General features: G+C 68.5%; 10 protein-coding genes. 7 read left to right on the forward strand and 3 right to left on the reverse strand.

The genetic code is table 11. The features are described from left to right. Positions 1 to 118: 118 nt before the first annotated feature. Both OEJ36_RS25785 and ilvA read left to right on the forward strand, forming a co-directional pair. The gene (locus OEJ36_RS25785; RefSeq protein ID WP_021218821.1) at positions 119 to 535 is read left to right on the forward strand and encodes a YybH family protein; all 417 of its coding nucleotides are present in this window, start codon (positions 119 to 121) and stop codon (positions 533 to 535) included. Continuing rightward, entirely contained in the window at positions 532 to 2058 is a 1527-nt protein-coding gene (ilvA, locus tag OEJ36_RS25790; RefSeq protein WP_263403941.1) for a threonine ammonia-lyase, biosynthetic, read from the forward strand. The genes OEJ36_RS25785 and ilvA overlap by 4 nt, the downstream gene beginning before the upstream one ends. A gap of 474 nt (positions 2059 to 2532) precedes the next feature. On the opposite strand, the gene trmA is transcribed toward ilvA, so the two are convergent. Continuing rightward, positions 2533 to 3627, reverse strand: coding sequence for a tRNA (uridine(54)-C5)-methyltransferase TrmA (trmA, locus tag OEJ36_RS25795; RefSeq protein ID WP_263403942.1), 1095 nt, complete (start codon positions 3625 to 3627; stop codon positions 2533 to 2535). Positions 3628 to 3993: 366 nt separating this feature from the next. After that, a complete protein-coding gene (locus tag OEJ36_RS25800; protein WP_263403943.1) occupies positions 3994 to 5286 on the reverse strand; it encodes an NCS2 family permease in 1293 nt (430 codons plus the stop codon). 292 nt (positions 5287 to 5578) lie between these two features. On the opposite strand from OEJ36_RS25800, the gene OEJ36_RS25805 reads away from it, so the two are divergent. The 3 genes from OEJ36_RS25805 to OEJ36_RS25815 are packed head-to-tail and all read left to right on the forward strand — an operon-like array spanning position 5579 to position 9299. Beyond that, the gene (locus tag OEJ36_RS25805) at positions 5579 to 6109 is read left to right on the forward strand and encodes a (2Fe-2S)-binding protein (RefSeq protein ID WP_263403944.1); all 531 of its coding nucleotides are present in this window, start codon (positions 5579 to 5581) and stop codon (positions 6107 to 6109) included. Further along, the gene (locus OEJ36_RS25810) at positions 6106 to 7095 is read left to right on the forward strand and encodes an FAD binding domain-containing protein (RefSeq protein WP_263403945.1); all 990 of its coding nucleotides are present in this window, start codon (positions 6106 to 6108) and stop codon (positions 7093 to 7095) included. Before OEJ36_RS25805 ends, OEJ36_RS25810 begins: the two co-directional genes overlap by 4 nt. Further along, positions 7092 to 9299 (forward strand): xanthine dehydrogenase family protein molybdopterin-binding subunit, encoded by a 2208-nt coding sequence (locus tag OEJ36_RS25815; protein WP_263403946.1) that lies wholly within the window; start codon positions 7092 to 7094, stop codon positions 9297 to 9299. Before OEJ36_RS25810 ends, OEJ36_RS25815 begins: the two co-directional genes overlap by 4 nt. Here OEJ36_RS25815 and OEJ36_RS25820 read toward each other — a convergent pair whose 3' ends face one another. Next, entirely contained in the window at positions 9300 to 10517 is a 1218-nt protein-coding gene (locus OEJ36_RS25820; RefSeq protein WP_263403947.1) for an MFS transporter, read from the reverse strand. Between the two features lie 286 nt (positions 10518 to 10803). On the opposite strand from OEJ36_RS25820, the gene OEJ36_RS25825 reads away from it, so the two are divergent. Then, on the forward strand, positions 10804 to 13635 hold the full coding sequence (locus OEJ36_RS25825) for a xanthine dehydrogenase family protein molybdopterin-binding subunit (protein WP_263403948.1): 2832 nt from the start codon (positions 10804 to 10806) through the stop codon (positions 13633 to 13635). Beyond that, positions 13628 to 14167, forward strand: coding sequence for a (2Fe-2S)-binding protein (locus OEJ36_RS25830; RefSeq protein ID WP_263403949.1), 540 nt, complete (start codon positions 13628 to 13630; stop codon positions 14165 to 14167). The genes OEJ36_RS25825 and OEJ36_RS25830 overlap by 8 nt, the downstream gene beginning before the upstream one ends. Position 14168 lies beyond the last annotated feature (1 nt).

The following is a 14168-nucleotide window of genomic DNA, read 5'->3' on the forward strand; positions in this document are numbered from 1 at the left end:
CAGATTATTACCGCCATTACATACTTGGCGGGTTGACCAGTACCTACAAAGAAACCCGCCCTCGAGGCGGGTTTCTTCTTTCTGTCTCCTGGGCCCCAAGCGAACCGCAGGAGACGCCATGCAACCTTCCCCCCTCGTCCAGGCCGTGCAACAGGCGGACCAGCTGATCAATGCCGGGCGCTTCGATGCGCTGATGGATTTCTACACCGACGACGCCGTGCTGGTGGTGCGCCCGGGCCTCAACGTCCAGGGCCGCGACGGCATCCGCCGCGCCTTCGATGCCATCGCCGCGCATTTCCAGCACAGCCTCTGGGTCAGCCAGCGCGACCTGCAGGTGGTGGAGACCGGCGACACCGCCCTGGTGATGGGCCGTGCGCGCATCCAGTGGCGATCCAGCGACGGCTTCCTGTCCTTCCTCGAACGCAAGGCCACCTACGTGTTCCGCCGCCAGGCCGACGACAGCTGGCGCTGCGCCGTGGACAACTCCTATGGCACCGACCTGCTCGATGCCGTCACCGGGGAGGCCGTGGCATGACCGACTCGCTGCTCAAGGGCTATGTGCAGAAGATCCTCCGCGCGCCGGTCTACGACGTCGCCATCCAGACGCCCCTGCAACCGGCGCCGCGCCTGTCCCAGCGCCTCGGCAACGCCGTGCTGCTCAAGCGCGAGGACCTGCAGCCGGTGTTCTCCTTCAAGATCCGCGGCGCCTACAACCGCGTGTCCCAGCTCAGCGCCGAGCAACGCGCACGGGGCGTGATCGCCGCCTCCGCCGGCAACCACGCCCAGGGCCTGGCCCTGGCGGCGCGCCAGCTGGGCATCGAGGCGACCATCGTCATGCCGCGCACCACGCCGGAGCTCAAGGTCCAGGGCGTGCTGGCCCGGGGCGGCAAGGCGGTGCTCCACGGCGACGCCTTCCCCGAGGCCCTGGCCCATGCGCTGCGCCTGGCCGAGGAGCAGGGCCTGACCTTCGTGCCGCCCTACGACGACCCCGACGTGATCGCCGGCCAAGGCACCGTGGCCATGGAGATCCTGCGCCAGCAGCCGGGCGAGCTGGACGCCATCTTCGTGCCGGTGGGCGGCGGTTCGCTGATCGCCGGCATCGCCGCCTATGTGAAATACCTGCGCCCCGAGGTGAAGGTCATCGGCGTCGAGCCGGAGGATTCCAACTGCCTGCAGGCGGCCATGGCCGCTGGCGAGCGGGTAGTGCTGGAGCAGGTGGGGCTGTTCGCCGACGGTGTGGCCGTGGCGCAGATCGGCGCGCACAACTTCGAGGTCTGCCGCCATTACGTGGACGAGGTGCTCACCGTCAGCGCCGACGAGATCTGCGCGGCGATCAAGGACATCTACGACGACACCCGCTCCATCACCGAGCCGGCCGGTGCCCTGGCCGTGGCCGGGATCAAGAAGTACGTGGCCCGCGAGCGCTGCGAGGGCCGCACCCTGGTGGCCATCGACTCGGGCGCCAACGTCAACTTCGACCGCCTGCGCCACGTGGCCGAGCGCGCCGAACTGGGCGAGCAGCGTGAGGCGATCATCGCCGTGACCATTCCCGAGCGCCCGGGCAGCTTCCGCGCCTTCTGCGAGGCCCTGGGGCGGCGCCAGATCACCGAGTTCAACTACCGTTTCCACAGCGAGGCCGAGGCGCACATCTTCGTTGGCGTGCAGACCCACCCGGAGAACGACCCGCGCGATGCGCTGGTGAGCGGCCTGCAGGCCCAGGGCTTCCCGGTGCTGGACCTGACCGACAACGAGCTGGCCAAGCTGCACATCCGCCACATGGTCGGCGGCCGCGCCGACGGCGCCCTGCACGAGCGCCTGCTGCGCTTCGAATTCCCCGAGCGGCCCGGCGCGCTGCTGAATTTCCTCAACCAGCTGGGCGGGCGCTGGAACATCAGTCTGTTCCACTACCGCAACCACGGCGCCGCCGACGGCCGCGTACTGGCCGGCCTGCAGGTGCCCGACGACGAGCTGCACCTGCTGCCCGGTGCGCTGGACGCCATCGGCTACCCCTGGTGGGACGAAAGCGACAACCCGGCCTACCGTCTGTTCGTGGGGTGAGGGGCGTGATGAATCGCCACTTTGTGGGGGCGACATGCACTTTTCGTAGGATGGGTAGAGTTCCACGAAACCCATCGATGCTGAGCCTCACTCAGGCATGGGTGTCGTGCCTTTGCAGCATGGGTTTCGCTCCGCTCTACCCATCCTACGGAGGTACGCGGGTGGCTTTGGAGCGGCTTCCTGTAGGGGCGACTTCAGTCGCCAAGCGGCGCGCAGCGCCGCCGTGGCTCAAGCGCGCATCGGGTCAGGAACGGGAGGGCGTGCGGGTGTTGGGGGGCCGTAGGGTGGGCTTCAGCCCACCGCTCTTCCCTGGTCGGCTCGGTGCCCAGCCTGCTTCCGAGCGCGCTTCACCTCCGCCATGGTGGAGGTAAAAAGCGACCTCCGCCCGCAGCGGTCATGTCCGCGCGGTGGCAGGCTTTTTGTGGGAGCGAATTCATTCGCGATCGGGGCACCAGGCGGTGACCCCGGCCGGAATCAGCGACGCACCAGCAACACACCCGATTCCATATGGTGGGTGTAGGGGAACTGGTCGAACAGGGCGCAACGCTCGATGCGGTGGGTGTCGTGCAGCTGGGCGATGTTGGCGGCCAGGGTCTCCGGGTTGCAGGAGATGTAGAGGATGCGTTCGAAGCGGCGGGTCAGCTCGCAGGTGTCCGGGTCCATGCCGGCGCGGGGCGGGTCGACGAACACGGTGCCGAACTCGTAGGCCTTGAGGTCGATGCCGGCGAGGCGGCGGAAGGGGCGCACTTCGTTGAGGGCTTCGGTCAGTTCCTCGGCGGAGAGGCGCACCAGGGTGACGTTGTCCACGCCGTTGTCGGCGAGGTTGGCCAGGGCGGCGTTGACCGAGGTCTTGCTGATCTCGGTGGCCAGCGCCTTGCGGGCGCGGGTGGCCAGGGGCAGGGTGAAGTTGCCGTTGCCGCAGTACAGCTCCAGCAGGTCGTCGCTGCGCTCGCCCATGGCTTCGAAGGCCCAGGCCAGCATCTTCTGGCACACCTCGCCGTTGGGCTGGGTGAAGGCGCCTTCGGGCTGGCGGTAGCGGAAGGCGCGGCCGGCGACGGTCAGCTCTTCTTCCACGTAGTCGCGGCCGATGACGATGCGCTTGCCCTTGGAGCGGCCCACCAGGCTCACGCCCAGGTCGGCGGCGAGCTTTTCGGCCTCGGCTTTCCAGGCATCGTCCAGGGGGCGGTGGTAGCAGAGGGTGATCAGCGCGTCGCCGGACAGGGTGGTGAGGAACTCCACCTGGAACAGCTTGAACGACAGCACCTGGCTCGCCTGCCAGCCGGCCTTCAGGCGCGGCATCAGCTCGTTGATGCGGCGGCTGGCGATGGGGAAGTCCTCGATCAGCACGGGGGTGAACTTGTCCCCGGCTTCGAACATGGCGTAGTGGCGGGTTTCACCACCGGTCTCGCGCCACAGGCGGAACTCGGCGCGCAGGCGGTAGTGCTCGCGGGGCGAGTCGAAGACGTACGGTTGCGGTGCGTCGAAGGGCGCCAGCAGTGCCCGCAGGCGCTCGGTCTTGTCGGCGAGCTGGGCGGCGTAGGTGGTCGGGTCGAACTGCGGGCGGCTCATGGGGCATTCACTCTGGGGATCTGGGGCGGGCCATCCGGGGATGGCCCGCAGGGCTCAAAGGCGTGTTCGCCTAGCGGAAGTAGTCGTTACGGTTGGCGCCATCGAAAGCCGCCCTGTTTCAGGCAACAGCGCTTGAAACAACCTCCGCGAACCGCAGGGATACAGGTCGTTGCGCCCAAGCTTTTCGGCGAGCACCTTGTCGCCGATGGTCCGGTAGCCTTTTCTCACGCGGGTTTCCGAGGGGAAGCCCTTCCTACGCTTGCTGGTGACTTCGAATCGTCACCTGTTGGTCGTGGTGTTGCATGGTGCACCTCCAGTGCGTCGTGCGGCCCGGTCATGCCCGGCGGGCCGCCTCCGGGTGCTCCTTCAGTGGAAGAAGCCCATCTTGATCACGAAGAGCACGGCGAGGATCACCAGCGCCGGGCTCAGCTCGCTGTAGCGGCCGGCCAGGGTCTTGATGGCGGCCCAGGCGATGAAGCCGAAGGCGATGCCGTCGGCGATGGAATAGGTGAAGGGCATGGCCAGGGCGGTGATCAGCACCGGGGCGGCGGTGGTCAGGTCGCTCCACTCGATCTCGGCCAGGCCCGAGGCCATCAGCACGGCGACGAAGAACAGCGCCGGCGCGGTGGCGAAGGCGGGCACGCTGCCGGCCAGGGGCGAGAGGAACAGGGCCAGGAGGAACAGCACGGCGACCACGACGGCGGTGAGGCCGGTGCGGCCACCGGCGCTGACGCCGGCTGCGGATTCGATGTAGCTGGTGGTGGTCGAGGTGCCCAGCAGCGAACCGCCCATGGCGGCGGTGGAGTCGGCGATCAGCGCGCGGCCCATCTTCGGCATGTGGCCGTCGGCGCGCATCAGGCCGGCCTTCTTGGCCACGGCGATGAGGGTGCCGGAGTTGTCGAACAGGTCGACGAAGAGGAAGGCGAAGATCACGCTGACCAGGCCGATTTCCAGCGCGCCCTTGATGTCCAGCTGCAGGAAGGTGGGCGCCAGGGACGGCGGCATGGAGACAATGCCACCGAACTTGGACACGCCCAGGCCGATGCCGGCGAGGGTGACGGCGAGGATGCCGATCAGCACGGCGCCGGTCACCTTGCGGGCTTCCAGGGCGATGATCAGGAAGAAGCCGAGCACGGCGAGGATCGGCTCGGGCTTGGTCAGGTCGCCCAGGGTGAGCATGGTCACCGGGTGGGCGGCGACGATGCCGGCCTTCTGCAGGGCGATCAGCGCGAGGAACAGGCCGATGCCGGCGGCGATGGCCGAGCGCAGCTCCAGCGGGATGCTGTTGATGATCCATTCACGGATGCGGAAGATCGACAGCACGAAGAACATGCACGCCGAGATGAACACCGCGCCCAGGGCCACCTGCCAGGTGTGGCCCATGTGCAGCACCACGGTGTAGGTGAAGAAGGCGTTCAGGCCCATGCCGGGGGCGAGGGCGATGGGGTAGTTGGCGATCAGGCCCATGACGGTGGAGCCGATGGCGGCGGCCAGGCAGGTGGCGACGAACACCGCGCCCTTGTCCATGCCGGTTTCACCGAGGATGGCCGGGTTGACGAAGAGAATGTAGGCCATCGTCAGGAAGGTGGTCAGGCCCGCCAGGACCTCGGTGCGTACGTTGGTGTCGTGCGCTTTGAGTTGGAACAGTTTTTCCAGCATTTTCGCTCCCCGTGACGTCTTCGCGTCTGTTGGCCCGGACTGGATAGCAGTCAAGCACAGCGCCTGCGGTTGGGCGCCGTTTCTGCCAGCCCGGCAAAAAAGGCGCGCATCATACCAGCTCCCCCGGGGGCGGTGAATTTATGACCAGACGGGCAGCTCGGGTTTCGTCGGACGGCCCGCCCGGGCAGAAACCCTGAACCTCGGCGAAGACCGGCAAGTCCACCTGAAAGATGCGGGTATCCACACCCGCGCACCGCCCTTCGGGGCCGGACGAGACGAGCCTGAGGTCAACATGAGTTCCTTATCCAGCCTGCGCCGTGGCCAAACCGCCGTCGGCCATCCGATCCAACTGGTCATCAACGACGAACCCCATCGGCTGCAGGTGGAGCCCTGGACCACCCTGCTCGACCTGCTGCGTGAGCGCCTCGACCTGGTGGGCACCAAGAAGGGCTGTGACCATGGCCAGTGCGGCGCTTGCACCGTGCTGCGCAACGGCGTGCGGATCAATGCCTGCCTGGCCCTTGCGGTGATGCAGGACGGCGCCGAGATCACCACGGTGGAAGGCCTGGAGCGGGGCGGCGAGTTGCACCCCATGCAGGCCGCGTTCATCCGCCACGACGCCTTCCAGTGCGGCTATTGCACGCCGGGGCAGCTGTGCTCGGCGGTGGCCCTGGCCAGCGAGAACCATGCCCACGACCGCGACGCCATCCGCGAGCAGATGAGCGGCAACCTGTGCCGCTGCGGCGCTTACGCCAACATCCTCGACGCCATCGAGGAGGCGCTGCCCGCCTGCCAGGGCGCCGCCAAGGGGGACGCCGCATGACGCCCTTCAGCTACGAACGCCCCGAGGAACTGGACCAGGCCCTGAAGCTGGCCGGCCCCGGCGCGCGCTTCATCGCCGGTGGCACCAACCTGGTGGACCTGATGAAGGAGAACGTCGAGCGCCCCGAGCGGCTGATCGACATCACCGCGCTGCCGCTGCACGGCATCCTGGTCAGCGAGGATGGCGGCCTGCGCATCGGCGCCCTGGTGAGCAACGCCGACCTGGCCTGGCACCCGCGCGTGCAGAGCCATTTCCCATTGCTGGCCGAGGCGCTGCTGGCCGGCGCTTCGCCGCAGTTGCGCAACATGGCCACGGTCGGCGGCAACCTGCTGCAGCGCACCCGCTGCCAGTATTTCTATGACGTGGCCACGCCCTGCAACAAGCGCGAGCCCGGCAGCGGCTGCCCGGCGCGGGCGGGGCTCAACCGCAACCACGCGATACTCGGCGCCAGCGAACACTGCGTGGCCACCCACCCTTCCGACATGTGCGTGGCCCTGGCGGCGCTGGAGGCCAAGGTGCACGTCGCCGGCCCCGGCGGCACCCGGGTGATCGCCTTCGCCGACTTCCACCGCCTGCCCGGCGACGAGCCGCAGCGCGACAACCTGTTGGCGGCGGACGAGCTGATCACCGAGGTCGAGCTGCCGCCGTCGCCCTTCGCCCGCCACAGCGCCTATCTGAAGATCCGCGACCGCGCGTCCTACGCCTTCGCCCTGGTTTCGGTGGCAGCGGCGCTGCGCGTGGAGCAGGGCACCGTGGCCGAGGCGCGCATCGCCCTGGGCGGTGTGGCGCACAAACCCTGGCGCCTGCCGGACGCCGAGGCGGCACTGGTGGGGCGCCCGTGCACACCGGCGGCCTTCCGTGTCGCCGCCGACCTGCTGCTGCAGGGGGCCGAGGGCCTGGGGCGCAACACCTTCAAGGTGGAGCTGGCTCGCCGCGCGGTGGTCCGCGCCCTGGCCGACGCCGCCAAGGGAGGGCCTCGGGCATGAGTGCATCGCCACTGGGCAAGGCCCATGACCGGGTGGATGGCCGCGACAAGGTCACCGGCCGCGCCCGCTACGCTGCCGACTTCGCCGTGCCCGGCCTGCTGCATGGCTGGGTGGTCAACGCCGGCATCCCCCGTGGGCGCATCCTCGCCATCGACAGCCGCGCGGCCGAGGCGGTGCCCGGTGTGCAACTGGTGCTGACCCACGCCAACCGCCCGCCCATCGCCAGCTATGACGAACCCTACGAGGACGCCGACGCCGCCGACGGCTCGCCGTTCCGCCCGCTGTACAACGAGCGCATCCTCTATAGCAGCCAGCCGGTGGCACTGGTGGTGGCCGAGACCCTGGAGCAGGCGCGCCACGCCGCGCGCCTGGTGACGGTGGAATACCAGGCCGAGCCGCACCAGACCGACCTGCTGGCCGCCCTCGACGATGCCCACCTGGCCCCGGCCTCGCTGCCCGAGCCCCGGGGCGATTGCGCCGGCGCCCTGGCCGGCGCGGCCCTGCGCATCGACGTGAGCTACAGCTCGCCCATCGAGCAGCACAACCCCATGGAGCCCCACGCCGCCACGGTGGTCATGCAGCCCGATGGCGCGCTGCTGGTCTACGACAAGACCCAGGGCACGCAGAACAGCCAGCAGTACATCGAGCGGGTGTTCGGCCTGGAGCCGGGCCAGGTGCGGGTGATGGCGCCCTTCGTCGGCGGCGCTTTCGGTTCCGGCTTGCGCCCGCAGTACCAGCTGGTGCTGGCGGTGATGGCGGCGCTCAAGCTGCAGCGTTCGGTACGGGTGACCCTGACCCGGCAGCAGATGTTCAGCTTCGGCTATCGCCCGCGCACCGTGCAGCGCCTAAGCCTGGGCGCCGCCGCCAATGGCGAGCTGCGCGCCCTGCGCCACGAGGCGGTGGGGCAGACCTCGCGCTTCGAGGACTTCACCGAGCATGTGGTGGAGTGGTCCGGGATGCTCTACCAGTGCGACAACGTCGAACTGGGCTACCGCCTGGCGCCGCTGGACGTCTACACGCCGCTGGACATGCGTGCCCCCGGCGCCACCCTCGGGGTCTTCGCCCTGGAGTGCGCCATGGACGAGATGGCCGCTGCCGTGGCCATCGACCCGCTGCAGCTGCGCCTGACCAACTACGCCGAGCGCAACCAGAACGAAGGCAAGCCCTTCTCCAGCAAGGCCCTGCGCGAGTGCTACGCCCAAGGCGCCGAGCGCTTCGGCTGGGCGGCGCGTGACCCGCAGCCGCGCAGTATGCGCGAGGGCCACGAGCTGCTCGGCTGGGGCATGGCCACCGGCGTGTGGGAGGCCATGCAGAGCCCGGCCAGCGCCCGCGCGGTGATCGATGGCGACGGCCACCTGCACCTGAGCAGCGCCACCACCGATATCGGTACCGGCACCTACACGGTGATGACCCAGATCGCCGCCGCCAGCCTGGGGCTGGACATGGCGCAGGTGACCTTCAGCCTGGGCGACTCGCACCTGCCGAAGGCGCCGCTGCAGGGCGGTTCCTTCACCGTCTCCTCGGTGGGCAGCGCGGTGCAGCAGGTCTGTGTGGCGCTGCAGGACCGGCTGCTGAAGACCGCCGTGGAGCTGGAGGACTCGCCCTTCGAAGGGCTGACGCGGGAGCAGGTGGAGTTCGTCGACGGCGAACTGCGGGTCATCGGCGCGCCGGAGCTGGCGCTGGGCTATGGCGAGATCGTCCGTGCCGCTGGCGGCGCGGCCCTGGAAGCCCGGGTGGACGCCAAGCCGGACGACAAGCGCGAGGCCTATTCCACGGCCAGCCATTCGGCGGTCTTCGTCGAGGTGCGGGTGGACGAGGCGCTGGGCGTGGTGCGGGTCAGCCGGGTGGTCAGCGCCATCGCCGCCGGTCGCGTGGTCAACCCGAAGATGGCGCGCAGCCAGATTCTCGGCGGCGTGGTCTGGGGCATCGGCATGGCCCTGCAGGAGGAGACCCAGACCGACCATGCGTTGGGCCGGCACATGAACCACAACCTGGCCGAGTACCACATCCCGGTGCACGCGGACATCGGCGAGATCGAAGTGATCTTCGTCGAGGAAGAGGACGAGGTGGTCAACGCCCTGGGCTCCAAGGGCGTCGGCGAGATCGGCATAGTCGGGGTCGCGGCGGCGGTGGCCAACGCCATCTGGCACGCCACCGGCAAGCGCATCCGCGACCTGCCGATCACGCTCGACAAGCTGCTCTGATCAATCGCCGCCGTGCAGGCGGTCGCGGTTGGCCAGGGTGGGGAAGAGCTTTATCCACAGGCCGGTGATGAGCAGGGTGCCGACCCCGCCCATGACCACCGCCGGCACGGTGCCGAACCAGGCGGCGGTGACGCCGGACTCGAACTCACCGAGCTGGTTGGAGGCGCCGATGAACAGGCCGTTGACGGCGCTGACCCTACCGCGCATCTCGTCCGGCGTGTGCAACTGCACGAACGCGCCACGGATGACCATACTGATCATGTCCGCCGCGCCGAGCACCGCCAGCACCGCGAGGGAGAACCAGAACGAGGTGGACAGGCCGAAGGCGATGGTGGCCACGCCGAACACGCCCACGGCGGTGAACATGATGCGCCCCACCTGGCGTTCGATGGGGAAGCGTGCCAGCCAGAACGACATGGCCAGCGCGCCCACCGCCGGTGCCGAGCGCAGCAGGCCGAGGCCCCAGGGCCCGGTGAGCAGGATGTCCTTGGCGAACACCGGCAGCAGCGCGGTGGCGCCGCCGAGGAGCACGGCGAACAGATCGAGGGAGATGGCGCCGAGGATGTCGCGGCGGCTGCGGATGAAGCGGATGCCGGCCAGCAGCGAGTCCATGGAGGCGCGCTCCTTGCGCAGCACCTGCTGGCGGCTGGACAGGCTCAGCATCAGGCAGCAGGCGATGCCGTAGAGCACCGCCACCGGGCCATACACCCAGAGGCTGCCGAAGGCGTAGAGCAGGCCGCCCACCGCCGGCGCGACGATGGTCGCCGCCTGCATCGCCGAGGCGGCCGCGGCCACGGCGCGTGGGAACAGCTCCGTCGGGACGATGTTGGGCAGCAGCGCCTGGGTCGCCGGCATCTCGAAGGAGCGTGCCGCGCCGAGGGCGAAGGCGAGGAGGAAGATCATCTCGCGGCTGATGTTGTCGGTGGCGCTGCCCAGTACCAGCGCGACGGCGATCAGCCCCTGGACCGTCTGGCACAGCGCGGCCACGTGACGGCGGTCGTAGCGGTCGGCCACGTGCCCGGTATGGAGCATGAACAGCACGCGCGGGAGGAATTCCGCCAGGCCCACCAGGCCCAGGTCGAGCACGTTGCCGGTGAGTTCGTAGATGTGCCAGCCGATGGCCACGGTAAGCATCTGGAAGCCGCTGGCGGTGCACACGCGAGCGAACCAGAACGCCATGAACGGGCGGTGGTGACGCAGCAATAGGGCCTGGGACATAGGTCGGGAAAATGCTTAGGAGGCTATCGGATGCGCAGATTAGCACCTTGCCCCGGCGCCGAGAATCGGCGCGATGCCCCGGCACCCGAGGCGTGCACGTTCGTGCCAGGAATTTATTCTGACCGAGCGGACAATTTTTTCTTGTCTGCCGATTCGGTTCCATTAGAATCTGACCTTCGAGTCAGAAACCCTCTCGACCATTCTCATCGACCCCGAGCCTCGGGGCCGACGGATTACTACGCACAGGAAACAGGGGCCGGCACAGATCGCGCCCCAAGGATCGGGTATGTCCAACCGTGAGTTATCCCGACGCGCCTTCTTGCAGGGCAGTGTCATCGCAGGTATCGGCATCACGCTGGCACCACTGGGCAGCAAGGCCTTTGCTGCATTGTTCGAGGACAAGGTCACCGCCTCGCCGCAGCCCTGGTACACGCCCGGTGGCCAGGCGCGAGCGCGCATCGACGGCGTTTCCAAGGCCTGCGGGGCCAAGGTCTTCGCCCGTGACATCCGCTCCAAGGACATGCCCGGCTGGCCCCAGCGCCAGGGCCATGCGCTGCTGATCAAGGCGACCCGCGCCGATCAGCTCTACGCCGGCCTCGACCTGTCCATGCTCGGCGACGAGCTGCAGCCCGATCGCCTGGTCACCGCGGCGGACCTCGCCCGTGACGGCATCGGCTTCCCCGAAGGCCATAACCTCGACCCCTTCCTGCCGGAAGGCCAGGTGCCGATGTTCATCGGCCACCCGGTGGCGATGGCCATCTGGACCGACTTCGACCGCTACCGCCGGGCCAAGAACATCCTCAAGTTCAACGAGAAGGTGGTGCGCTACGGCGCCAAGGCCGAGCTGTACCAGGCCGACCCCTATGGCAGCTTCCGCTTCGTGCGGGTGGGCGGCGAGACGGCGTTCGAGCCGGACGTGTTCTCCAGCCTCAAGGACAGCATGCTGTTTCCCATCATCCGCCAGCGCAAACCGGTGTGGAGCCAGCAGGCCAAGATCAATGGCGACCTGACCCAGCAGGGCCTCTATTACGCCGAACGCATGGAGCAGCAGCTCAAGGCGCCGCCGGAAGACTGGCTGGTGTTCGACGAGCGCTTCACCACCCAGTCCATCGAGCCGGCGGCCCTGGAAGCCGACAACGGCAACGGCTGGTACGACGCCGAGAGCGGCACCCTGCACTTCGTGGTCGCCACCCAGTGCCCCTTCGAGGTGGCCGAGCAGACCGCACACATGCTGGCGCCGTCGCGCTTCAAGGTGGCCAAGCTCAACCTGCACCCGGGCTACACCGTGGGCTACGGCTCCAAGGACAACAACATCTTCGTCTTCTACGCCGCGCTCGCCGCGATGTACGGCGAGGGCGTGCCGGTGCGCCTGGCCAACGACCGCTACGAGCAGTTCCAGAGCGGCATCAAGCGCCACCCCTTCGACATGCACTACCAGCTGGCGGTGAACAAGCAGGACCACAGCTTCCAGATCTTCCGCGCACACATGGACGTCGACGGTGGTGGCCGCGCCAACTACAGCTCCTCGGTGGCGGCGGTCGGCGCCACGGCGGCGCAGTCCATCTATTACCTGCCGCAGAGCGACCTGGCCGCCACCGCATACCACTCGCGCGGCGTCGAGGCCGGCTCCATGCGCGGCTACGGCACCCTGCAGACCATGGCCGCCACCGAGATGATGGTGGACGAGGTGGCCGGCCGCCTGGGCCTGGACGCCATCGAGCTGCGCAAGAAGAATGTCTTCAAGACCGGCATGAAGAACACCCAGGGTGCGATTCCCGCCGGTGCCCTGCGCCTCGACGAGATTCTCGAGAAGGCCGCCCAGCATGAAATCTGGCGCACCCGCGCGGAGCGCAAGCAGCGCTTCGACGCCGAGGACCCGGACAACCTCTACGGCGTCGGCTTCGCCATGTGCCAGAAGGACTTCGGCACCGGCTCCGAGGCGCCCCTGGCGAGCCTGGAGATCACCGCCGACGGGCGCGTGCTGCTGCGCCACGTGGCCATCGACATGGGCACCGGCATGGCCACCTCCCAGGCGCTGCTGGCCGCCGACCACCTGGGCCAGCCGGCCCATGAGATCAAGACCGGCGAGACCGACTGGCACGAGCTGGGCCTGGTCACCAGCGGCAACCCCTACATCATCAGCCAGGCCGACCAGGACGCTGCGCTGAAGAACCCGCGCTGGGTGGGCAAGCTGGCGTCGCCGTCCTCGGCCACCAACTCCGCCTACTACTCCGGCCACGCCACCCGCGAGGCCGCGCGCATCCTCTTCAACTTCGGCCTGTGGCCGGCGGCGCTGAGCATCTGGGGCCGTGGCGAGTACAACGGCTCGCTCAACCCCTACGTGGTGCGCCGCGAAGACGCGCACTGGAAGGACGGCGCCCTGAGCGCCGGCGGCATGCCGCCGATCCCCTTCGAGCTGCTGGCGAAGAAGGCCCATGACCTGGGCCTGGTCACCGCCGCCAGCGTGCATGGCTTCAACCGCTGGAAGTGGGCCTCGGCCGAGTTCGAGATCAACGGCGTGCGCGAGAGTCTGCCGCTGGACGCGGTGGCGGTGAAATACGGCGCCGGTGCAGACGCCGGCAAGCGCGCCCTGATGACCCGCAACGGCTACCACCTGCTGGACCGCGTCTCGGTCAGCTACCCGGAAACCCAGCTCAACAACGCCATGGTCACCTACTACAGCCCGGTGGCCACCCTGGTGGAGATCAAGGTCAACAAGGGCAGCGGCCAGGCCACCGTGATCAACCACCATTCCTGGATGGAGTGCGGCCGGGTGATCGTCCCCGAGCTGGTGCTCGGCCAGCTGGAAGGCGGCATCGCCATGGGCATCGGTCACGCGCTGCTGGAGGAAATGCCGCTCTACGAAGGAGGCCCGGGCGAGGGCACCTGGAACTTCAACCGCTACCAGCTGCCCCGGGCGAAGGACGTCGCCGTGTGGTCGCAGACGGCGGAGATCCTGCCGCCGCTGTCGCCCAGCGACCCGGCCAAGGGCATCGCCGAAGTGGTGATGATCCCCGTGGTCGGCGCCATCGTGAACGCCGTGGCCCACGCCACCGGCAAGCGCCTGCGCGACCTTCCCCTGACTCCGGCCCGCATCAAGGAGGCCCTCCATGGCTAACCGCGCGCTCAGCATGAACATCAACGGCCAGGCCGTCGGCCCCATCGAGGTGGCGGACGACCTGATGATGATCGACTTCCTCCACGAGTACCTGAACCTCACCGGCTCGCGCCTGGGCTGCGGCCAGGGCGTGTGCCACGCCTGCGTGGCCATCCTCGACAAGCCCGACGGCACCAGCGAGGAGATCCGCACCTGCATCATCGGCGCACATTTCTTCGCCGACAAGAAGGTGCGCACGGTGGAGGGCCACGCCCAGCTCGACGACAAGGGCGATGTGAAGAGCCTCAACCCCATCCAGCAGAAGTTCGTCGACCAGTTCGCCTTCCAGTGCAGCTACTGCACCCCCGGCTACGTCAACGCCGCCACCGTGCTGGTGGAGAAGCTGCAGCGCCAGCCGATCAAGCGCAGCGAGCTGGAGGGCGAGATCGACAACGCCCTGGGCAAGCACATCTGCCGTTGCACCGGTTACGTCCGCTACTACAACGCCGCGCGCGATGTGGTCGAGGAACTGGGTCTGGTGAAGGAAGGCTGAT

The sequence above is a fragment of the Pseudomonas sp. PDM13 genome (assembly GCF_025685765.1).
GTDB classification, from domain to species: domain Bacteria; phylum Pseudomonadota; class Gammaproteobacteria; order Pseudomonadales; family Pseudomonadaceae; genus Metapseudomonas; species Metapseudomonas solani.